The following is a 20,418-nucleotide window of genomic DNA, read 5'->3' as shown; positions in this document are numbered from 1 at the left end:
TGCGCATTCGCACGTCCAGTGTGAACACGTAATTGCCTGGTAGTTCTTATAGTCTGCTCTGCGCCAGTTCTCAAAAGTCTGCGGTGTGGTTATGCCTCAAGATTTTTCCAGATTGGCCAAAATGTGCCCATGGACCCGCATACACACCCGCATATCTTCCTCGTTGACACCCTCGAACAGCTCATGGCGCAACTCGGCGGCAATGGTTTCAATTTGTTCGATCAAGGGACGGGCGGGCGCGCACAGCACGATCTTTTTCGCCCGGCGGTCTTCCGCCACCGCCTGACGCTGCACCAGGCCTTGGGTTTCCAGGCTATCGAGCAGACGCGCCAGTGTCGGTCCTTCAACACCGACGCTTTGTGCCAACTCACGCTGAGTGGGGGCTTCTTCGAAACGCGCCAGGTGCAACAGCACCAGCCAGCGGGCCTGGGACAGGCCAAGACCGGCAAGACGGCGATCCAGTTCGGCGCGCCAGCCGCGAGACATCTGCGCCAACTGCATGCCAAAACGGTGTTGATCGGTTAACGGCATAAAAAACTCATGGTTAGACTGAAATAGGCTGAAACTAATTATTAGTCAGCTAAGCATGGCCCTCGACTCTAGGCAAGGCTCGGTCTGTACTGAATCGTTACATCTTGATCTTCGACACTTAAATTTCAAACTCCGACTGCAATGCCGCTCTCACACAGTACAAAACGCCCTCGGGAACACGACCGGCAAACAACGCGGAAATCTCCGACACCGGCGGCAACTCGCCCTCGCCGTCCAGGAATGCGTCCTGGACTTCACCCATCAGCTCTTCCGGAAGGTCCAGTGCCTGCTCCAGCGACAGTTGCTGCTTGCCGATGGCCTCGGCGAGCATCGTGTACACGTTCTTTTCCGAACACTGCAACTGACCGGCAATCTGCATCGGCGTCATGCCGGCGCGCGCCAGTGTGATCAATTCGTGACGCAGGTCGGCAACCACTTTCGGGGCCTCGGCCTGGCCGCCCAGCACTTCGAGGAAGGCCTCGCCATAGCGCTCCAGCTTGCGTGCACCGACACCGCTGACCTTGGCCATCTCCGGCAACGAGCTTGGCTGGCTGCGAAGCATTTCGAGCAAGGTCGAATCGGGGAAGATGACGTACGGCGGCACGCCATGCTCTCCGGCGAGCTTGCGGCGCAGGGCGCGCAAAGCTTCCCACTGCTCGCGTTCTTCGCCTCGCACCAACTGGCTGGCCTGGCTGGTGCTGCTGCTTTTCGCGGTGGTTTGCGGTTTGAGGTCGCGGCGCAGTTCCAGGGTCACTTCGCCCTTGAGCAACGGCCGGCAGCTGTCGCTTAAACGCAGGCCGCCGTAGCCTTCCAGATCAATGTCCGCCAGACCGCGCGCCACCAACTGTCGGAAAAGGGAACGCCATTCACCTTCGGCCCGCGCCTTGCCGACACCAAATACCGACAGATGCTGATGGCCGAAGCTGCGGACTTTTTCGTTGTCCTTGCCCAGCAACACGTCCACCAAATGCCCGACGCCATAACGCTGGCCGGTGCGGTAGATCGCCGACAGTGCCTGACGGGCGGGTTCGGTGGCGTCCCAGGTCTGCACACCGTCGACACAGTTGTCGCAATGCCCGCAGGGCTGCGGCATGTCTTCGTCGAAATAGGCCAGCAGCGTCTGACGGCGGCAGCGGGTTTCTTCACACAGCGAGAGCATGGCGTCGAGCTTGTGCTGCTCCAGACGCTTGTGGCGCTCATCGCCTTCGGAGTTCTGCAGCATCTGCTTGAGCATCACCACGTCTTGCAGGCCGTAAGCCATCCAGGCATCTGCCGGCAGACCGTCACGGCCACCCCGACCGGTTTCCTGGTAATAGGCCTCAAGGGACTTTGGCAAGTCCAGATGCGCGACAAAGCGCACATTGGGTTTGTCGATGCCCATGCCGAATGCCACGGTGGCGACCATGATCAGGCCTTCCTCGTTGAGGAAGCGCTTCTGGTGGTGAGCCCGCGTATCGTTGGGCAGGCCGGCGTGGTACGGCAGTGCCGGGAAACCTTGCTCGCTGAGGAACACCGCTACTTCGTCGACCTTCTTGCGCGACAGGCAATAGACAATGCCGGCATCGCTGCGCCGTTCAGCCAAAAACGCCAGCAACTGCTTGCGCGGCTGCTCCTTGGGCACGATGCGGTAAAAAATGTTCGGCCGATCGAAACTCGACAGAAAGCGCTCGGCGTTCTGCAGATGCAGGCGCTCGACGATTTCTTCCCGGGTGCGCTTGTCGGCCGTGGCGGTCAGGGCGATGCGCGGGACGTTGGGGAACAGTTCCGCCAACTGGCCCAGTTGCAGGTATTCCCGGCGGAAATCGTGCCCCCATTGGGACACGCAGTGAGCTTCGTCGATGGCAAACAGCGCGATTTCAAGACTTTGCAGGAATGCCAGCATCCGTGGCTGGACCAGGCGCTCAGGTGCCAGGTACAGCATCTTCACTTCGCCGCGCTTGATCCGCGCCGCCAGATCGCGCTGTTGCTCGGCGCTCAAGGTCGAATTGAGCGCCGCCGCGGCCACACCGAGTTCTTCGAGGGTCGCAACCTGATCGTCCATCAAGGCAATCAGCGGTGAAACCACCACCGCCAAGCCATCGCGCAACAGTGCCGGGACCTGGAAGCACAGCGATTTGCCGCCGCCGGTCGGCATCAGCACCAGAGCGTCACCGCCGCTGGCCACGCGCTCAATGATGGCACCCTGACGGCCACGAAAACTGTCGTAGCCGAAGATGTCCTTGAGGACGCGCTGAGCCTGTTCGAGCATGAAAAACTCCAAATGGTGCTGAATATCCCTGTGTGCAGGCTGGATCAAAAAACCACGTTGTCACGGACAGATCCGTAAGCGGATTTGTCCGGGACCGTCGCGACACCTGCAGGGCTTTGCAAAACGCGCGAGTATACCCGAGCGATACCGGGCAATGGGGGGCACTGACGAATAGCCTCCCCGCCCAGATCAACAATTCCCTACGGATCGGGATTAGACTGGTCTGGAATGCGGGCAAATCTGCCGTGCGGCTGGCCGGACCGCTCAAGAACGCCTAGAATTGGGCATCGTATATTCCCAAGGTAGCCCTTCAATGTCCTTCGCTGAGCAACTAACCCGCCTGCAAGCCTTCCTCGACGCCGACGAGCTGCATGACGAGGCGCTGGACTATGTGGCCGCCCACGGCTACCTGACGGCGCTGTCGATCTGTTCCGAGACGGTGCCTGATCGTGAGTGGATCGACGCGCTCTTCGCCGAAGAGCCGCATTATCGCGACGACGCCGAGCGTGCCGAAATCGAATCGACCCTGATTGCCCTCAAGGCTCATATCGCTCGCCAACTGGCCTCCGATGAAGAGTTCGAGCTGCCATGCGACCTGGACCTGGGCGAAGAGCCGGATGATTCCGACCTGCGCGGCTGGTGCATCGGTTTCATGGAAGGCGTATTCCTGCGTGAAGAAGCCTGGTTCGAGACCGCCGAAGACGAAGTCAGCGAAATGCTGCTGCCGATCATGGTCGGTTCCGGCCTGTTCGACGAACAGCCCGAGTTCTCCGACATCGCGGCCGACGCCAACCTGATGGACGACATGATCGTGCAGATCCCGGAAGCCCTGACCGCGCTGTACCTGCTGTGCAACGCGCCAGACGAAAAACCGGCGATCCTCAAGCCTCGTCACCACTAAGTCCTTGCCTGTGGCTGACCCCATAGGCAATCGTCCCCTGATCCTGCGCTATGTGCTGCTGGCCATCGGCTGGCTGAGCGTAGCGTTGGGGGTGATTGGGATCTTCCTGCCTGTACTGCCCACCACCCCTTTCCTGCTGTTGGCGGCCGCCTGTTTCGCCCGCAGTTCGCCGCGCTTTTATCAATGGCTGGTCGAGCATCCACGACTCGGCCCCTGGATTCGCGACTATCTGGACGGCAACGGCATTCCGCTCAAGGGCAAGGTCTACGCCATTGGCCTGATGTGGCTGAGTATCGGCCTGTCCTGCATCCTCGTCCCACTGCCCTGGGCACGTGGCTTCATGCTGACCAGCGCAGTGCTGGTGACGGTGTATATCCTGCGGCAGAAAACCCTGATCAAACCCTGAATACGCCTCGCCACCTAAGCTCATCCATCCCCCCGCTCCCGACAATCTGCCCTGCCTCCTGCAAAACAGTGCCTAAACTCCAGGCATCTGCACGTCTGCGGCCAGACATATCCCGTCGTCCAGGAAGGTCAACGCTCCGGAGCGTCTCATGTCGCTACTCAAACAGTTGTTTTTGGCCATCTGCCTGTTCTTGCTGGTCGCCTTCAGCGGCAGTTTTTTTGTCAGCCTGGAAAGCTCGCGTGCGCAGATACTCAGCCAATTGCGCGCCCATGCCCAGGACACTGCCACCGCACTGGGGCTGTCGTTGACCACACAGATCGACGACCTGGCGATGATTGAATTGATGGTCAGCTCGGTCTTCGACAGTGGCTACTTTTCCAGTATCCGGGTCATCAATATCGAGGACGAACGCGTCCTGGTCGAGCGCAATGCGGTCGCCACCACCGAACGCGTACCGGGTTGGTTCGTCGATCTGGTGAACCTGCATCCGCAAGGCGGGGATGCGTTGGTGATGCGCGGCTGGGAGCAAGCCGCGCGCGTTGAAGTGGTGAGCAACCCACAGTTCGTCCTGAGCAAACTGTGGGACAGTACCCTCGGCAGTCTGATCTGGTTACTGCTGTGCGGGTTGCTCAGCGCGATGTTCGGCGGCTGGTTGCTGCGTCGGCAACTGCGCCCGCTGGACGCCATGGTCAAACAGGCCGAAGCCATCAACAAACGCGAGTTTCTCAGCCTGCCGAAGGTGCCCAGAACCCCGGAACTCAAACGCGTGGTGCTGGCGATGAACCAAATGGTCGAAAAGCTCAAAGGGCTGTTTGCCGAAGAAGCCGCACGTAGCGAGCAACTGCGCGCCGAGTCGTTTCAGGACAGTCTCACGGGGCTGGCCAACCGCCGTTTGCTCAACGAACAACTCACCGATCAGTTGCTGGTGACTGAGCAGAGCAGCGCCGGACACCTGCTGATGTTGCGGATCAATGACCTGACCGGGCTCAACCAGCGACTGGGTGGCCAGCGCACCGACGCGCTGATCAGCGCCGTGGGTCAGTTACTCAAACGCCTGATTCAACAGCCGGATCGCCATACCTGGCTGGCTGCACGCAATCGGGGCGGTGAGTTCAGCCTGCTGACCCCAGGCCTGGACAGCAAGGACGCAGCGCGCCTGGCCGCAGAGATCAGCGCCACCCTGGAAAATCTGCGCCTGACCGGCGCCAGCGACTGCATGCCAGTGGCGCATCTGGGAGTCGTCGCCTACACACCCGGCGAAGCCTCCACCGACATTCTGCTGCGCCTCGATCAGGCACTGACTCAGGCCCAGCAGCATCCCGAACGGCCGTGGGTGCAACTGCAGCAGTCCGATAACCCACCGAACCATACGCAGCACGACTGGCGCACCTGGATCGATGACGCCCTGACTCACGGCAAAATGCAGCTGTACTTCCAACCCGTGGTGCAATGCGCCGACACCAGTCAGGTGCTGCACCACAAGGTGCTGGCGCGCCTGCTCGATCCACAGGGCAAAACCATTTGCGCCGGGCACTTTCTACCCTGGATAGAACGGCTGGGCTGGTCGGCGCGATTCGACCTGGCAATGCTCGAACACACCCTCGACTACCTTGCCGAACACCCTTGGCCGCTGGCCCTGAGCTTGTCCGGCAGCACCCTGCGCGATGCCGCGCAACGGCGCCTGATCCTCGATATGCTCGACGGCCTGCCCAGCCTCGGCCCCTTGCTGACCCTTGAACTCGACGAACGCCAACTGCCGCCCCCCGAAGAGTTGCGTCAACTGTGCCTGAGCCTGCACAACACCGGCTACGGGATCGGCCTGCAGCACTTCGGTGGCAGCTTCAGCCAGATCGGCAACCTCACCCAACTCGGTTTGGCCTACCTGAAAATCGATGGCAGCTACATTCGCGCCATCGACCAGCAAAGCGACAAATGCCTGTTCATCGAAGCCATTTTCCGCGCGACCAACAGCATCGATTTACCGTTGATTGCCGAGCAGATAGAAACGCCGGGGGAACTGGAGGCAATCAGGTCGTTGGGACTGTTCGGCGTCATGGGCCGGCTGATCGGACCGCCAGAACCCATGTAGTACGCAGGTGTAGCCGCCTCGTGGCAAGCTACGCCAGCTTGCGTCGTGGCCTCTAGACTTTGCCACCATGATTACGCTGGTACGTCTCCTCCCCCATCGCCGCAATCTGCCCTTCGATCAGCGCTTCAAACGGTCGCAATAGCGGCTCGAAGGTCGTCGGTGCCTCCAGCGTTTGCAATGCCTGCACGATCGCCTCCACCGTCGACAACGCTCCCGGCCCCGGAGCCTTGCGCAAGCGATAGCGCGAGACCGCGCCTTCGGCCAGCGTCACTCGGGGCAACGCTGCCAGCAATGGATTGAGGTGCAGCATCTTGCGCGCCTTGCGCCAGGTGCCGTCCGGCACCACCAGCAGCAACGGTTGATCATCAGGCGTATAGGCCTGCAACGGTTGCGCATCGTCAGCCGGGAACAACAAGCGGGCCCGGTAACCCGGTTGATTCAGCAGACGCGGTAAATCCTCGAACACTTCGCCGACGACCAGCTCGGCATTGTTCAGCCCCGACGCTGCCAGCCGTGCGGTGTTCAACGCATGGTTCACCTCGCTCGGATGCTGCAACAGCAGCACCCGGGTGCGGCTGTCGAGGCTCGGAATCAACGGGCACAGGCAGTGAGTTTGCGGGCGCAGGCAGCGGGCGCATTGAATTCTGGACATACGATTCCCCCGATCAGGCCTGGTTGAGCTGCGCTTTGAGCAAGTCGCGGAAGGTCTGGATCAACGGCTCGCGGCTGCGCCCACGACGCACGATCATCGAGAACGGTGCCTGGTAGCCAAAGGTCGCCGGCAGTAGCACGCGCAAATCGCCCTTGTCGGCCCAGGCTTGAGCGTAGTGCTCCGGCAGGTAGCCGATGTAGGCGCCGGACAACACCAGAATCAGCTGTGCTTCCATACTCTCCACAGTCGCCGCGCTGTGCTTGAAGCCGTGGCGGGCCAATTCGGCCTGGCTCCAGTATCCGCGACCGACCATGCGCTGCTGGGTGATGACTTGTTCGGGAATGCGCCGCTCGTTGAACAAGGGATGACGATTGCTGCAATACAGCCAATGTTGTTCACGGTACAGCGGCATGTAGACCAGCCCGCTCATGCGCGTGGAGAACGCACCGATGGCCAGATCGAGGCGGTTGTCCTGCACGCCGAGTTGCAGTTCGTAAGGGCTCATCACCGACAGGTGCAAATGCACCGCCGGGTGCTCCTGGCTGTAGGCACCAATGGCTTCGGCGAACGGCAAGGCCTTGTCGCTGACGGTCGAGTCGATCACCCCGAGGTTGAGCGTGCCGCGCAACTCGCCCTTGAGCGCCGCGGCGTATTGCTCGAAACCTTCCAGCTCACCGAACAGGCGCAAGGTTTCCTGATGGAACAGCTCGCCCTTGCTGGTCAGGCTGAAACCGCCACGCCCACGATGACAGAGCACCAAACCCAACGCCGCTTCGAGCTGGCTCATGTAGGTGCTGATGGCCGATGTCGAGAGGTTGAGCTCTTGCTGCGCGTTGGCAAACCCCTGATGACGCACCACGCTGACGAAGATGCGCAACAGTTTCAGGTCGGGTAAAGCGTTGGCCATGGGGGGATCTCCAAACACGATCAGTGTGAAGTCTATCGCTGCCGGGGCCATTAGTTTAGAAAAACCTGAACTAAGTATTTGCCGGTAGCGATTCTTCTCCCGCAGCGTATTTCGCAGAATCCGTCCAACAGGTGCCCGTGCGATCCCTTTGCGCGGTGCAACCCCATAAATAAAACAATGATGATGAGGCCATACCCGTGGACAAGATTCTTCACCAACCACTGGGCGGCAATGAAATGCCGCGCTTCGGCGGCATCGCCACCATGATGCGACTCCCCCACTTGCAAACCGCTGCCGGCCTGGACGCTGCCTTCATTGGCATCCCGCTGGACATCGGCACCTCCCTGCGCGCCGGCACTCGCTTCGGACCGCGCGAGATCCGTGCTGAATCGGTAATGATCCGCCCGTACAACATGGCCACCGGCGCTGCACCGTTCGACTCGCTGTCGGTTGCCGACATCGGTGACGTGGCAATCAACACCTTCAACCTGCTGGACGCCGTGCGGATCATCGAAGAGTCCTACAACGAGATCCTCGAACACGACGTGATCCCGCTGACCCTCGGTGGCGACCACACCATCACCCTGCCGATCCTGCGTGCCATCCACAAAAAACACGGCAAGGTCGGCCTGGTGCACATCGATGCCCATGCCGATGTGAACGATCACATGTTCGGCGAGAAGATCGCCCACGGCACCACCTTCCGTCGCGCCGTCGAAGAAGGCCTTCTGGATTGCGACCGCGTCGTGCAAATTGGTCTGCGCGCGCAGGGCTACACCGCCGAAGACTTCAACTGGAGCCGCAAACAGGGCTTCCGCGTGGTTCAGGCCGAGGAGTGCTGGCACAAGTCGCTGGAACCGCTGATGGCTGAAGTCCGTGAAAAAGTCGGCGGTGGCCCGGTGTACCTGAGCTTCGACATCGATGGCATCGACCCGGCCTGGGCACCCGGCACCGGGACCCCGGAAATCGGCGGTCTGACGACCATTCAGGCGATTGAAATCGTTCGTGGCTGCCAAGGCCTCGACCTGGTTGGCTGCGACCTGGTAGAAGTCTCGCCGCCATACGACACCACCGGCAACACCTCGCTGCTGGGCGCCAACCTGCTGTACGAAATGCTCTGCGTATTGCCGGGCGTGGCGCACCGCTGAGGCAGCGCCCCCAGCCTGCTTCAGCACCGCTAACGGTTTCGCTTTCTGCACCCCGGACAACCGCAGCTATCGCGCAATGCCAATCAGGCGTTGTGCGACAGCCGACGTTGTCGAGCCTGATCCCCGCGCCAGTGGCGGTGTTCGGGCAGTACGGGCACGGATTCGTTCGCTAAAGCGGTCATGTGCAATACCGCCTGACTCAAGCATTACCCGTAGGAACAGGACGTTTGTGGCGAGGGAGCTTGCTCCCGCTCGACTGTGCAGCAGTCGCATTTTTGGGGCCGCTACGCAGCCCAGCGGGAGCAAGCTCCCTCGCCACAGCAAGCCTTGCTCCTACGAGACTCTTATAAGAAAGACAATCGGAGACACGCTTCATGGCTTTGGATTTATTCGTTGTACTCATCTATGCCGCCGGCATGCTCGTGCTGGGCTATTACGGCATGCGCAAGGCCAAGACCCACGAAGACTACCTCGTGGCCGGTCGTAACCTCGGCCCAACCCTGTACATGGGCACCATGGCCGCTACTGTATTGGGCGGTGCATCGACCGTCGGCACCGTTCGCCTGGGCTACGTCCACGGTATTTCCGGTTTCTGGCTCTGCGCCGCGCTGGGTTGCGGGATCATTGCGCTGAACCTGTTCCTGGCCAAGCCGCTGCTCAAACTGAAGATCTTCACCGTCACCCAGATCCTCGAAAAGCGTTACAACCCAATGGCCCGCCAGGCCAGTGCGGTGATCATGCTGGCCTACGCGCTGATGATCGGCGTGACCTCGATCCTGGCGATCGGCACCGTGCTGCAAGTGCTGTTCGGCCTGCCCTTCTGGATTTCAGTGGTACTCGGCGGTGGCGTGGTGGTGGTGTATTCGACCATCGGCGGCATGTGGTCGCTGACCCTGACCGACATCGTTCAGTTCGTGATCAAGACCGTTGGCCTGATGTTCATCCTGTTGCCGATCTGCCTGTACCGCGTGGGCGGCTGGGATGAGCTGGTGCTGAAACTGCCAGCGTCCAGCTTCAGCTTCACCACCATCGGCTGGGACACCATCATCACCTACTTCATGATCTACTTCTTCGGCATCCTGATCGGCCAGGACATCTGGCAACGGGTGTTCACCGCCAAGAACGAAAAAGTCGCTCAGTACGCAGGCACCATTTCCGGCTTCTATTGCATCCTCTACGGTCTGGCCTGTGCGCTGATCGGTATGGCTGCACACGTGCTGATCCCGGACCTGGACAACGTCAACAACGCCTTCGCCGCAATCGTCAAACTGTCCTTGCCTGACGGTATCCGTGGCCTGGTCATCGCTGCTGCCCTGGCCGCCATGATGTCCACCGCCAGCGCCGGCCTGCTCGCAGCATCCACCACCCTGACCGAAGACCTGCTGCCAAAACTGCGCGGTGGCAAACAGTCGAGCCTGAGCATCAACCGCCTGTTCACCCTGCTGACCGGTATTGTCGTGCTCGGTATCGCGTTGGTGGTGAGTGACGTGATCAGTGCCCTGACCCTGGCCTACAACCTGTTGGTGGGCGGCATGCTGGTTCCGCTGATCGGGGCCATTTTCTGGAAACGTGCAACCACCTCCGGCGCTATCGCCAGCATGGGCCTGGGCTTCGTGACCGCCCTGGTGTTCATGTTCAAGGATGGCCTGGACGCCAACACCCCGATCTACTACAGCCTGGCGGTCGGCCTGGTGAGTTTCGTCGTGGTCAGCGTGCTGTCCCCTCGCCCGGTTGCCGTGGCGAACGCGATATAAGCTGAAACCAATAATGGCTTGAACCTTTTCTTCGGCGGGTGCAGCGTCGGTTGCTGCACCCGTTTTTTTCGCCTGGAGGAAAGCACCATGAAAATCGTCAGTCGCGACCAATGGTTCGAAGTCAAACACCTGAGCGACGGCATTCGGCTGATTCACGAGCCGTACATTCGACCGTTCTACCGCTGCAACCTGTGGCACATTCAGGGCCGCGACAAAGACCTGCTGCTCGATAGCGGCTCGGGCCTGGTCAGCCTGCGCGAGCAACTGCCCTGGCTGACCGACCGGCCGCTGGTGGCCGTGGCCAGTCATTGCCATTTCGACCATATCGCCGGTCATCACGAATTCCCCGAGCGGCTGGTGCATCCGGCCGAAGCGCAGATCCTCGCCGAACCCGACGGCGACAACACCCTTTCCAGGGCGTTTGTCGGCGACGAGATGTTCGAAGCCCACCCCGATTGCCCACTGTGCTACGCCGAATACCGGGTCAAAGCTGCACCCGCCACCGGGCTGATCGAAGAAGGTGACGTGCTGGACCTGGGAAATCGAACCTTGCAGGTGCTGCACACTCCCGGTCATTCACCGGGTGGTATCAGCCTTTTTGAAGTTGCCACCGGCACACTGTTCAGCGGCGACATCATCTACGACGGACCGCTGGTCGAAGACGCCTATCATTCCAACCTTGAGGATTACGCCCGCAGCCTGCAACGCTTGCGCTCGTTGCCGATTCGCACTGTGCATGGCGGACATTTCGGGAGTTTTTCCGGGGAGAAGTTGCACACGATGATTGACCAGTGGCTGCAACAGCACGCTTGAGGCAAGTGAGCTAGCGCAGCCGCGCCTCCGACGCGGTGGTCGAAGGCTGCGATCCTTTCACGCCTTACCTCGTTTACCGGCGGCGTTGCTGACGGCGGCGTTGCTCATCGTCGGTGCGGATTGGCACGGGTTGCAGAGGTGGTTCGATCAAACCAAGCGCGACACCGAGGTCATGGAGCCAGTTTTGCAGTTTCTCTTTCATGGTGCCCCCCCTTCAGGGTAGTGCTGAGCGACCGGGTTCTATAGACGCTTCATACAGATAGTAGTCCGAAGTCTTACGCAATGCTCGCCTCAAAAGGCAAAGATCTGTTACCGAATTCATCAAAATCACTGTGGCGAGGGAGCTTGCTCCCGCGGGTCGGTCCGCGCTCGGGCGAAGCGGCCCCAAAACCATTCACCCAACCCTTTAGGGCTGAACCCGCCAAACGCCTTATGACTGCTGCGCAGCCGAGCGGGAGCAAGCTCCCTCGCCACAATCGTTCGCCGAAGATGAGACCCCATACACCGCTTGTTGCACCTCGATCCAGGCATTGAGATTGGCGCCGAGCATACCCTTTCGCCACATCAGCCAGGTGGTGGCACTGGCGAAAGGCTCGGCCAATGGATGCACGGCCACACTCTCGCGTCCCGGCAGACTGGCCAGCATCGACTCGGACATCAGCGCCACGCCGGAACCGGCAATCACACACGCCAGCATCCCCTGATAGGACTCGATTTCCATCGCCCGGCCCATCGCCGCATGATCATGGGCGAACCAGGCCTCCAGGCGCATCCGGTAGGAACAGCCCTGGCGAAAGGTGAACACCGAACGCCCCTGCACATCCAGCGCGCTGCGCACCGGCGGGTGATCGGCTTCGCTGATCAGCACCAGTTTTTCGTCACACAGCGGCACACCGTCGAGCCCGGCCAGTTGCAGCGGGCCATCGACCAGCGCGGCGTCCAGACGCCCGGTGAGCAGGCCTTCAAGTAATTCACCGCTCGGTGCCGACTGCACTTGCAGGTTCACCGCCGGATAAGTGCGGTGATAGCGCGCCAGCAAACCCGGCAGATGAATCGCCGCAGTGCTGTACATGGTGCCCAGCACGAAATTGCCGGCCGGTTGCCCGCCCTGCACGGCTGCGTGGGCTTCGTCATGCAGGGCAAACAGCTTGGCGGTGTAGTCCAACAGCACTTTGCCTGCGGGCGACAACTGCAAACGCTGACGCTCACGCAAGAACAGTTCTACGCCCAGCTGATCTTCAAGCTGCTTGAGCCGGGTCGACAAATTGGATGGCACCCGATGCAAGCGTTCGGCGGCACGGGTGATGGAACCTTCCTCGGCCACCGCCTGGAAGATGCGCAATTGGCTGAACTCCACACCTTTCTCCAAATATGAACAAGTTACTCACTATTATTCATTTTTAAAGAAAGTCAATCAGTCCTAGCCTGACGGTCATTGCTCCGTTGCAGGAATCCTGACCATGTCGCCGCTTATACGCTTACTCGCCAGCTTCATTGCCTTGATGATGGCCATGGGCATTGGGCGCTTTGCGCTCACTCCACAGCTGCCGCACTTGCTCAGCGAAGGTCAGATCGACCTGACTGCCGCGGGTCTGATTGCAGCAGCCAATTACCTGGGCTACTTCATCGGTGCCGTGGATGCGATGTTCGCCCGTCGCCCCGAGCAAGTCCGTCGGCGCTTGCTCGGCGGATTGTGGCTGTGCGTGCTACTGACCCTTGCCTCGTTCTGGGCCAAGGGCTTCTGGCCGCATCTGGTTTTGCGCTTCGGTACTGGTGTAGCCAGCGCCTGGGTGCTGGTGATGATCACCGCGTTGAGTCAGCCATTGGCGATGGCCGCCGGACGTCCACGGCTCGGCGCACTGGTATTCGCCGGGCCGGGCCTGGGGATTTTTCTGACGGGTTTGCTCGCACTTGGCTCGAACCTGTTGGGACAAAGCTCTGCGACCCTGTGGCTGGTGTATGCCGGCGTGGGCCTGGCAATGCTGTTGGTGATTCTGCCGATCCTGCCGCAACCGACTGCGAGCGTGGCAGCCACAGCCACGGCCGGCGCTCCAAAGAGTGCCGGTATCCCGCGACTGGGTTTGATCTACGCGCTGTACGGCCTGGGCTACATCATTCCGGCGACCTTCCTGTCGCAGATGGCCAGCGCCCGTTTTCACGGTCAATGGCAGGCCGATCTGTTCTGGCCGTGTTTTGGCCTGGCGTCCGCCACAGGTGTGCTGCTGGTGAGTTTGCGCCGGCATAACCCCAACGCCACGCGTCACTGGCTGATCGCGACGTTGTGGCTGCAAGCGGCCGGGGTCTTCGCTTGCCTGCTGGGCAGCGGTCTCGGTCTGGCGCTGGGGGTGATTCTGTGTGGCACGCCGTTTCTGGCCTGCATGCAATTGGTGATGCAACGCTCGCGAGAACTGGCGCCGCAGGCCACCCAGCGCAATGCCGGCCTGCTGACCGCGTGTTTTGCCGTGGGTCAGCTCAGCGGGCCATTGCTGGCAGCGCTGAGCAGCCACTTCAGTGGTGGCTTGCAACCGGCGTTGATGGTGGCGGGCAGCGGCCTGCTGGTAGCCGGTGGTTTGCTGCTGCGTCCACTCAACGCTCCAGCATTGTGCGCAAACGACGGCGCACCCACTGTTCTGCGCTGACAAAGGTGATGCCGAGCAACACCAGCACGGCACCGACGACAAAGTTGACACTCAACGGCTCACCGAGCAGCAACACCCCGAAGGTGACACCGAACAGCGGCGTCATGAAAGAGAACACCGCGAGGTTCGATGCCAGGTAACGGCGCAGCAGCCAGAACCACGTCAGGTAGCTGAAAAACGATACCACCAGCCCTTGGAACAGCACGCTGGCCACCGCCACGTTAGTCAGGTGGACGTGGGTGATCTGCCCGCTTAGCGCGGCAATCAGCAGCAGGCCGAGAAAGCCGACGATCAGTTGATAAAACAGGGTCAAGGTCGCCGGCGCTTCCGACAACCGTGAGGCGCGCACGACCACAGTCGTCGCGCCCCAGGCGGCCCCCGCCAGAACGCCGAACGCATCGCCGAGCAGCATCCGCCGGTCCAGATTATCCCAGGACACGCCCCCGGCGAATGCCACGGCAATACCGATAAACGCCAGCAAAATCCCCAGCCATTGCAACCGCCGCAAACGCTCGCTCGGCAGCAGCCAATGCACGCCCAATGCGGTGAAGATCGGCGCGGTATAGAGGAACACCGACATGTGCGCCGCCGTGGTCAGCTTCAGACCTTCGGCGATGAACAAAAACTCGGTGGCAAACAGACCGCCCGCCAGCAAACCGCCGCGCCAGGTGCTGCCAACCTGGTTCCAACCACCCTTCCAGCAGATCAGCAAACCCACCAGCAATGCGGAAATCCCGGAACGTGCGGCGGCCTGCATCACCGGTGCGATGTCCGCCGCCGCCCATTTGATCATGACCTGCTGGATACCCCAGATCAGACACAACCCGAGCATCACTTGCAGGGCAAAACCATCGGCGCTGCGCCGAGTGGCAATCACCGCGAAACCTCGCGAACGGTTAACGACATGGCAGTTACTCACTAAAAACAAAATGCCCCGGTACTTGGCCGGGGCAGTCAGGTCAGGTCAAGTCAGCTCGGCTCAGCTGAGTTCAATGCGATCCGCATGAATGACGATCTGGCCGTTCTTGTAGAGCGCGCCGATGGCCTTCTTGAAGTTGCCTTTGCTGACGCCGAACAGGCTGCTGATCAGCGCCGGGTCGCTCTTGTCGCTGACCGGCAAGGTGCCGTTGTTGTCGCGCAGCTTGGCGAGAATCTTCGAGTTCAGGCTGGTGGCGGCTTCTTCGCCCACGGGCTGCAGGCTCAGGCTGATCTTGCCGTCGGCGCGGATCTCCTTGATGAACCCCTTCTCTTCCTTGCCGGCACGCATGAACTTGAAGATTTCGTTCTTGTGGATCAAACCCCAATGCTTGTTGTTGATGATCGCCTTGAAACCCATGTCGGTCGCTTCGGCTACCAGCAAGTCAACTTCCTGGCCGGGTTTGTAGTTGGCCGGGGTTTTGTCCAGGTAGCGATCCAGACGCGCGGTCGCGGTAATACGGCGGGTGTGCTTGTCGAGGTAGACATGCACCACGCAGTATTCGCCCGCGGTCATCTGACGCTTTTCTTCGGAATACGGCAGCAGCAGGTCCTTGGGCAGACCCCAGTCGAGAAACACACCGATGCTGTTGACTTCAACGACTTTAAGACTGGCGAAATCACCGACCTGAACTTTCGGTTTTTCAGTAGTTGCGATGAGTTTGTCATCGCTGTCCAGATAAACAAAAACGTTCAGCCAGTCTTCATCTTCGCTGGGAATATCTTTGGGGATATAACGATTCGGCAGAAGGATTTCGCCATCCGCGCCACCGTCCAGATATAAACCAAAGTTAGTGTGTTTAACCACTTGCAAGCTGTTGTAGCGCCCGACTAAAGCCATTTCCAATACCCTCATTGCTTGGGCGCCATTCTACCCGGTTTTGCCGGTGCTGTTGGGGGACTGGCCGGCTTGCGAAGAAAAATCCGCTGCAAGGCTCATTTTTCCTGGGTTTTGCACCAGAGCAGAGCCCGCTCGTCAGACCGTCCAGACGGTTTTCTGCTGATATCGGTAAGCCATACACGGTACTTTTCAGGCCTGCGTTCTTATTCAAAACAGCAGCTTAGGTGATTATTGCGAACAGTAACTTATGAATAATCGACACCCGCCCCCGGTTATTTCAGGCAGATATTTACCAAGCAATTGTCAAGTATTTCCTGTACGATGCCTGGCCAAGTTAATTTTCTACAGGTTAATGGCCGCCATGCGTGTAAAAGCATCCAACAGCAAAGCAAAGCCAGCTCCAGCCGTTGAAACCAGCGAATCGATCAACAACCAGATTGCTGCTTTCCTCAAGTCCGGCGGCGAGATCCAGCAAATTGCCAAAGGCGTCAGCGGCCAGACATTCGGCCCGTCCAAACAGATCACCCTGGGCAAAAAGTAATACCCCCCTCGCGTCACCCTGGTCCCTAAGCGCTTTGAGCTTCGAAGCGCTAGGACTGGAACCCTCCTCCCCTGCCACACCCTTCAAGACCAAACGTACGTTCGATTTGATCAGCTGAACAGCCGGGTCCATCCTGCATTCAGATACCAGAACTACGCCCTTGCAAGGATTGGCTCATGTCGCGCTGGTTGAAACACCTGGCCCTGTTCCTGACCCTGTGCCTCTCGCTACCGGCCTGCAACCGAGTGAGCCTGGCCTATCGCAATCTCGACATCATCATTCCCTGGACGCTCAACGACTACCTGGACATGAACAGCGAGCAGAAAGGCTGGCTCAGCGAACGTCTCAAGGAACACCTCAGTTGGCATTGCTCCACACAAATACCCGGCTATGTCGACTGGCTCGACCGTTTGCAGCAGATGGTCGAAACCAATCAAGTCACAGACGCCGCACTGCAAGCCCGCATCCTTGAAGCCAAACAAGCCATTGCCCAGACCGCCCGGGAAATCACCCCGTCGGCGGTCGAGTTGTTGCAAGGCTTGAATGACCAGCAGGTCAACGAGATGAAACAGGCCTTCGCCAAAGACCAGCGCGTGCATCAGGAGAAATACCTCAAAGCACCGCTGGCACAACAGGTCAAACATCGCATCGAGCGGATGGATAAACGCCTGGGCGACTGGCTTGGCCCGCTCAACACTATTCAAGCGCAGCGCGTTGTTGCCTGGGCCAACGCGCTGGGCGAGCAAAATCAGCAATGGATCGCCAATCGCGCTCATTGGCAGGCACTGTTCAGCGCAGCAGTGGAACAACGCCACAGCAGCGACTTTGCGCAACGCATCGAAACCCTGCTGGTCGATCGCGAGACCTTATGGACCCCGGCCTATCGCCAGGCTTACAGCAACACCGAAGCCCAGGCACGCAGCCTGATTGTCGACCTGATGGCCGACAGTACCGCCGATCAACGCCAGCACTTACTGAAAAAAATCGACAAGATGCGCAACGATTTCAGCGCATTGAAGTGCTTGAAGGTCGCAGGAGCCTCTTAAGCGATCTGCGCTTTAGACGCCACCTCATCAAAGGTCGCCGGGTCCAATGCATCCACCTGCTCGTCGAGCACCTGCCGTGAATGATCATTGCCCGCACTGCTGCTGTCGATCATGTACAGCAGGCTCGAACCGCGCGGTGTCAGGATGAAGTTCTCGCCGTTACCACCTTCGTCCTCGGGGCGGGACTCGATATAGCCACGGTCCAGCAGGAGCTTTTCATATTCGGTGGCGGTCACTTTCAGCTCATCCAGATTGCCGATGGGCTCACCCTCTGCCGCCTTCTCTGCCGCATGCTGCTCGGCATAGACGCGCGGAGCAAAGCTGTGGTCGGCGCTGTTCTGCACTTCGTGCAGCATTCGTTCAAGCAAATCCCAGTTATAAGCCGTCATCCGATATCAACCTCCAGCCAGACAGTGAGAGGCCTCTCATAGGTTGTGACCGGCGCCATCGGCAGCCGTTCAGCCAGGTTGTCATGCGGGCAGATGACGGCGACAGCCGATCAGCGGCTTGTCGATTACAGCGTCGGCCAAACGACTAGGCTGTGTAAGCCACAACACGCCAACCTCGCAGGAGGGAAAGTCATGAACAGCGTGCAACAGCACAAGGTCGTGTCCCGAGAAGAATGGCTCGCGGCCCGTAAACAACATCTGATTCACGAAAAAGCCTTTACCCGGGAACGCGACAAACTCAGCGCCGAACGTCGCGGACTGCCCTGGGTAAAAGTCGACAAGAACTATGTGTTCGAAGGCCCCGATGGGCGGCAAAACCTCGCCGACCTTTTCGGTGGCAACAGCCAGTTGATCATCTATCACTTCATGTTTGCCAAGGGCTGGAAAGAAGGCTGTCATGGCTGCTCGTTTCTGTCCGACCACTTCGACGGCGCCAACCTGCACCTGTCCCACCACGACGTTTCACTGGTGGTGGTTTCCCACGCGCCATTGGCAGAATTCCAGGCGTTCCGCAAACGCATGGGCTGGAAGTTCAAATGGGTCTCATCGGCCGGCAGCGACTTCAACGCCGACTACAAGGTGACCATCAGCGATCAGGAACTCGCGGACGGCACCGCGACCTACAACTACGAAAAAAGCACCAGCACTGAAGGCGAACTGCCGGGGCTGAGTGTGTTTTATCGCAATGACGCCGGGGAAATCTTCCACACCTATTCCACCTACGCTCGCGGCCTGGACTTGCTGGTCGGTGCCTATAACTTCCTCGACCTGACGCCCAAGGGCCGCAACGAAGAGCAGGGCATGAAATGGGTGCGCCATCACGATCGTTACGAGACCGCGCCAAGCGCCAAAGACTGTGGCTGCGAGTAATGCTGCCGGCCCCTCGCCCCGGTTGGGGCGAGGGAGTGCAAGCGCCCTCTCCACTCGAAGACGTCCGCCACAAAAAAATGCATTAACGCATTATAAATTTGCACAAACGCATATTGCATCCTAAGGTTACAGCGAGACCCGATCGGGGCAGGCCATCGAAAATGGCAAATAGCGCAAGCCGATACCTCACCCACTAAAAAGCAGTTTTATTTCAATTAGGTACATATACCCAAGCTGGACGCTTACGTTCATTCATGGAGGATGAATCATGTTACTGACTGAAGAAACACAGTTTAAAAGTTCGGCCACCGGCGAAGCACTTCCCAAATGCCTGTCCCAACACCTTATCAACCCTGAACTGGCCGATAGTGAAACATCGGTAGAGCCAGCAACGTTGGCCGCTGCCAGTCTCAGCTTCAGCATGCAGCGGCAAACCCAAACCAACTGGTGCTGGGCAGCGGTTTCGGCGTCTATTGGCAACTATTACGGCACCGGGTCCTGGTCCCAATGCGTCGTCGCCAACTATGAACTCGACAGGAACTCCTGCTGTAACCAACCAGGCCCCTGCAACGTTTATGGCTATCTGGATTCGGCCCTCAGGACCACAAGAAGCTTTGCCAGCATGAGCCAGGGTTCGATTCAAATGAGCGCCATTGAAAACCAGATCAACATGGGAAGACCCATCGGCATACGCGTTGCCTGGTATGGCGGTGGCGCTCACTTCCTGACGTTTTATGGGACCAACGGCAACTATGTACTGGTTGCAGATTCCATCTATGGCTATTCCACGCGCGCATTAAATACGTTCCCCGGCTCATACAACGGCGGCGGCAACTGGACCAACACTTACTTCACCCGGAAAAACTAGGAGGGCAGCATGAAACTTTCTTACCCAATGGCGCCTTCCAACGGCGTACAAACACTGCGCCCTGCACTTCAAGCAGCCTTGCAGACACAAGGTTTTGGCATCAACCGCCAGTTTGCAAATGCCGTCCCGAGCAAAATCAGCCTCTCCGAACCTTACCGTGGTTATTCACTGAGCCTGGAAGACCTGGCCCAAGGTAAAGGCTTGAAAGCCGTCACCCAAGGTAACTGGCACTACCTGGTGTTTTCCGATGGAACGACCATTGCCGATGCAGAACTGGCCGAAGTACACGGCCATGTCGAGTTCTCATCGCTGAACCATGGCGCGATGGCCCCCGCCACCGTCAGCGCGCTGAACCTGGCAGAAAACTCGGCGAGCCTGCAGGGAAAATCCTATGAGCTCAGAGTGTTGTTTGTCTCGGCACTGCACTTTGTGGCGATCTGGCTGCATGCAAACGACGCGGGTAATGAGGACATCATTATCCCGATTGAGCCGACACCCAAGAGCCTGGCCAGTACGCAGTTGTATAACGAGGCCAAACTACTTGCCCTGCTGACGCCTGCCGCCAACCAGACCAAAAAACTGTTTGATGCGGACACTACGGGATTGTTGGGGAGTTGAATCAGCTGTTGGTGAGCTGAAATGTAAAAAGCCCGGACAGTGTTTGCAATGCTGTTCACTTAAGGAAGTCTGGAGGCCTGAGAAGTATCTGTGGCGAGGGAGCTTGCTCCCGCTGGACTGCG

At 59.4% G+C, this 20,418-nt stretch carries 21 protein-coding genes; 12 read left to right on the top strand and 9 right to left on the bottom strand.

Annotation, left to right across the window (positions count from 1 at the left end):
• Window positions 1–96: 96 nt before the first annotated feature.
• Window positions 97–531 carry a MarR family transcriptional regulator gene (locus AC3WK5_RS19485; protein WP_054596242.1) on the bottom strand — a complete coding sequence of 145 codons (435 nt, stop codon included), beginning with the start codon at window positions 529–531 and terminating at the stop codon, window positions 97–99.
• Window positions 532–649: 118 nt separating this feature from the next.
• Window positions 650–2,779, bottom strand: coding sequence for a DNA helicase RecQ (recQ, locus tag AC3WK5_RS19480; RefSeq protein ID WP_103315565.1), 2,130 nt, complete (start codon window positions 2,777–2,779; stop codon window positions 650–652).
• Between the two features lie 313 nt (window positions 2,780–3,092).
• Here recQ and AC3WK5_RS19475 point away from each other — a divergent pair, with 313 nt between their 5' ends.
• The 3 genes from AC3WK5_RS19475 to lapD all read left to right on the top strand — a co-directional run bounded on the left by AC3WK5_RS19475 (window position 3,093) and on the right by lapD (window position 6,175).
• Window positions 3,093–3,680, top strand: coding sequence for a UPF0149 family protein (locus AC3WK5_RS19475; protein WP_103315564.1), 588 nt, complete (start codon window positions 3,093–3,095; stop codon window positions 3,678–3,680).
• Between the two features lie 10 nt (window positions 3,681–3,690).
• Window positions 3,691–4,086, top strand: coding sequence for a YbaN family protein (locus tag AC3WK5_RS19470; protein ID WP_019692443.1), 396 nt, complete (start codon window positions 3,691–3,693; stop codon window positions 4,084–4,086).
• Between the two features lie 148 nt (window positions 4,087–4,234).
• Window positions 4,235–6,175 carry a cyclic di-GMP receptor LapD gene (gene lapD, locus AC3WK5_RS19465; protein WP_103315563.1) on the top strand — a complete coding sequence of 647 codons (1,941 nt, stop codon included), beginning with the start codon at window positions 4,235–4,237 and terminating at the stop codon, window positions 6,173–6,175.
• Window positions 6,176–6,227: 52 nt separating this feature from the next.
• Here lapD and AC3WK5_RS19460 read toward each other — a convergent pair whose 3' ends face one another.
• Both AC3WK5_RS19460 and AC3WK5_RS19455 read right to left on the bottom strand, forming a co-directional pair.
• Window positions 6,228–6,827, bottom strand: coding sequence for a tRNA-uridine aminocarboxypropyltransferase (locus tag AC3WK5_RS19460; protein ID WP_103315562.1), 600 nt, complete (start codon window positions 6,825–6,827; stop codon window positions 6,228–6,230).
• Window positions 6,828–6,840: 13 nt separating this feature from the next.
• Window positions 6,841–7,734: a LysR family transcriptional regulator gene (locus tag AC3WK5_RS19455; protein WP_103315561.1), complete on the bottom strand. Its 894-nt coding sequence runs from the start codon at window positions 7,732–7,734 to the stop codon at window positions 6,841–6,843.
• A gap of 197 nt (window positions 7,735–7,931) precedes the next feature.
• Between AC3WK5_RS19455 and speB the strand changes: the two genes are divergently transcribed.
• The 3 genes from speB (at window position 7,932) to AC3WK5_RS19440 (ending at window position 11,449) form a co-directional block, all read left to right on the top strand.
• Window positions 7,932–8,882 (top strand): agmatinase, encoded by a 951-nt coding sequence (gene speB / locus AC3WK5_RS19450; protein ID WP_054596236.1) that lies wholly within the window; start codon window positions 7,932–7,934, stop codon window positions 8,880–8,882.
• 374 nt (window positions 8,883–9,256) lie between these two features.
• Window positions 9,257–10,636 carry a sodium:solute symporter family protein gene (locus AC3WK5_RS19445; RefSeq protein WP_103315560.1) on the top strand — a complete coding sequence of 460 codons (1,380 nt, stop codon included), beginning with the start codon at window positions 9,257–9,259 and terminating at the stop codon, window positions 10,634–10,636.
• Window positions 10,637–10,723: 87 nt separating this feature from the next.
• The gene (locus AC3WK5_RS19440; RefSeq protein WP_103315559.1) at window positions 10,724–11,449 is read left to right on the top strand and encodes an MBL fold metallo-hydrolase; all 726 of its coding nucleotides are present in this window, start codon (window positions 10,724–10,726) and stop codon (window positions 11,447–11,449) included.
• Window positions 11,450–11,522: 73 nt separating this feature from the next.
• Here AC3WK5_RS19440 and AC3WK5_RS19435 read toward each other — a convergent pair whose 3' ends face one another.
• Together AC3WK5_RS19435 and ptrR are read right to left on the bottom strand one after the other, a co-directional pair.
• Entirely contained in the window at window positions 11,523–11,651 is a 129-nt protein-coding gene (locus tag AC3WK5_RS19435) for a PA1414 family protein (RefSeq protein WP_009042667.1), read from the bottom strand.
• A 228-nt stretch (window positions 11,652–11,879) separates the two neighbouring features.
• Entirely contained in the window at window positions 11,880–12,806 is a 927-nt protein-coding gene (gene ptrR / locus AC3WK5_RS19430) for a putrescine utilization regulator PtrR (RefSeq protein WP_103315558.1), read from the bottom strand.
• Window positions 12,807–12,909: 103 nt separating this feature from the next.
• Here ptrR and AC3WK5_RS19425 point away from each other — a divergent pair, with 103 nt between their 5' ends.
• Window positions 12,910–14,088 carry an MFS transporter gene (locus tag AC3WK5_RS19425; RefSeq protein WP_103315557.1) on the top strand — a complete coding sequence of 393 codons (1,179 nt, stop codon included), beginning with the start codon at window positions 12,910–12,912 and terminating at the stop codon, window positions 14,086–14,088.
• Here AC3WK5_RS19425 and AC3WK5_RS19420 read toward each other — a convergent pair.
• Together AC3WK5_RS19420 and AC3WK5_RS19415 are read right to left on the bottom strand one after the other, a co-directional pair.
• Window positions 14,036–14,965, bottom strand: a complete 930-nt coding sequence (locus tag AC3WK5_RS19420; RefSeq protein ID WP_054596231.1) for a DMT family transporter — start codon at window positions 14,963–14,965, stop codon at window positions 14,036–14,038. The genes AC3WK5_RS19425 and AC3WK5_RS19420 overlap by 53 nt on opposite strands.
• A gap of 102 nt (window positions 14,966–15,067) precedes the next feature.
• A complete protein-coding gene (locus AC3WK5_RS19415; RefSeq protein ID WP_019692453.1) occupies window positions 15,068–15,904 on the bottom strand; it encodes a CvfB family protein in 837 nt (278 codons plus the stop codon).
• A gap of 352 nt (window positions 15,905–16,256) precedes the next feature.
• On the opposite strand from AC3WK5_RS19415, the gene AC3WK5_RS19410 reads away from it, so the two are divergent.
• Complete coding sequence (locus AC3WK5_RS19410; RefSeq protein WP_017337097.1) at window positions 16,257–16,445, top strand: PFL_1563 family small protein; 189 nt, start codon at window positions 16,257–16,259, stop codon at window positions 16,443–16,445.
• 176 nt (window positions 16,446–16,621) lie between these two features.
• Window positions 16,622–17,491 carry a DUF6279 family lipoprotein gene (locus tag AC3WK5_RS19405; protein ID WP_103315556.1) on the top strand — a complete coding sequence of 290 codons (870 nt, stop codon included), beginning with the start codon at window positions 16,622–16,624 and terminating at the stop codon, window positions 17,489–17,491.
• Here the strand turns inward: AC3WK5_RS19405 and AC3WK5_RS19400 are convergent.
• Complete coding sequence (locus AC3WK5_RS19400; RefSeq protein ID WP_054596229.1) at window positions 17,488–17,880, bottom strand: hypothetical protein; 393 nt, start codon at window positions 17,878–17,880, stop codon at window positions 17,488–17,490. The genes AC3WK5_RS19405 and AC3WK5_RS19400 overlap by 4 nt on opposite strands.
• A gap of 192 nt (window positions 17,881–18,072) precedes the next feature.
• Here AC3WK5_RS19400 and AC3WK5_RS19395 point away from each other — a divergent pair, with 192 nt between their 5' ends.
• The 3 genes from AC3WK5_RS19395 (at window position 18,073) to AC3WK5_RS19385 (ending at window position 20,296) form a co-directional block, all read left to right on the top strand.
• The gene (locus AC3WK5_RS19395) at window positions 18,073–18,810 is read left to right on the top strand and encodes a DUF899 domain-containing protein (RefSeq protein WP_103315555.1); all 738 of its coding nucleotides are present in this window, start codon (window positions 18,073–18,075) and stop codon (window positions 18,808–18,810) included.
• A 268-nt stretch (window positions 18,811–19,078) separates the two neighbouring features.
• Window positions 19,079–19,678, top strand: a complete 600-nt coding sequence (locus tag AC3WK5_RS19390; protein ID WP_103315554.1) for a papain-like cysteine protease family protein — start codon at window positions 19,079–19,081, stop codon at window positions 19,676–19,678.
• 9 nt (window positions 19,679–19,687) lie between these two features.
• Window positions 19,688–20,296, top strand: coding sequence for a hypothetical protein (locus tag AC3WK5_RS19385; RefSeq protein ID WP_103315553.1), 609 nt, complete (start codon window positions 19,688–19,690; stop codon window positions 20,294–20,296).
• Window positions 20,297–20,418: the final 122 nt, after the last annotated feature.

Source organism: Pseudomonas sp. FW306-02-D09B (assembly GCF_058782685.1).
This window is presented reverse-complemented; position numbering and strand designations above follow the sequence as displayed.

Coding starts and splice junctions, on each gene's coding strand:
- AC3WK5_RS19485 (WP_054596242.1), bottom strand. CDS start 531: ATGCCGTTAACCGATCAACACCGTTTTGGCATGCAGTTGGCGCAGATG.
- recQ (WP_103315565.1), bottom strand. CDS start 2,779: ATGCTCGAACAGGCTCAGCGCGTCCTCAAGGACATCTTCGGCTACGAC.
- AC3WK5_RS19475 (WP_103315564.1), top strand. CDS start 3,093: ATGTCCTTCGCTGAGCAACTAACCCGCCTGCAAGCCTTCCTCGACGCC.
- lapD (WP_103315563.1), top strand. CDS start 4,235: ATGTCGCTACTCAAACAGTTGTTTTTGGCCATCTGCCTGTTCTTGCTG.
- AC3WK5_RS19460 (WP_103315562.1), bottom strand. CDS start 6,827: ATGTCCAGAATTCAATGCGCCCGCTGCCTGCGCCCGCAAACTCACTGC.
- AC3WK5_RS19455 (WP_103315561.1), bottom strand. CDS start 7,734: ATGGCCAACGCTTTACCCGACCTGAAACTGTTGCGCATCTTCGTCAGC.
- AC3WK5_RS19445 (WP_103315560.1), top strand. CDS start 9,257: ATGGCTTTGGATTTATTCGTTGTACTCATCTATGCCGCCGGCATGCTC.
- AC3WK5_RS19440 (WP_103315559.1), top strand. CDS start 10,724: ATGAAAATCGTCAGTCGCGACCAATGGTTCGAAGTCAAACACCTGAGC.
- AC3WK5_RS19435 (WP_009042667.1), bottom strand. CDS start 11,651: ATGAAAGAGAAACTGCAAAACTGGCTCCATGACCTCGGTGTCGCGCTT.
- AC3WK5_RS19425 (WP_103315557.1), top strand. CDS start 12,910: ATGTCGCCGCTTATACGCTTACTCGCCAGCTTCATTGCCTTGATGATG.
- AC3WK5_RS19415 (WP_019692453.1), bottom strand. CDS start 15,904: ATGGCTTTAGTCGGGCGCTACAACAGCTTGCAAGTGGTTAAACACACT.
- AC3WK5_RS19410 (WP_017337097.1), top strand. CDS start 16,257: ATGGCCGCCATGCGTGTAAAAGCATCCAACAGCAAAGCAAAGCCAGCT.
- AC3WK5_RS19405 (WP_103315556.1), top strand. CDS start 16,622: ATGTCGCGCTGGTTGAAACACCTGGCCCTGTTCCTGACCCTGTGCCTC.
- AC3WK5_RS19400 (WP_054596229.1), bottom strand. CDS start 17,880: ATGACGGCTTATAACTGGGATTTGCTTGAACGAATGCTGCACGAAGTG.
- AC3WK5_RS19395 (WP_103315555.1), top strand. CDS start 18,073: ATGAACAGCGTGCAACAGCACAAGGTCGTGTCCCGAGAAGAATGGCTC.
- AC3WK5_RS19390 (WP_103315554.1), top strand. CDS start 19,079: ATGTTACTGACTGAAGAAACACAGTTTAAAAGTTCGGCCACCGGCGAA.
- AC3WK5_RS19385 (WP_103315553.1), top strand. CDS start 19,688: ATGAAACTTTCTTACCCAATGGCGCCTTCCAACGGCGTACAAACACTG.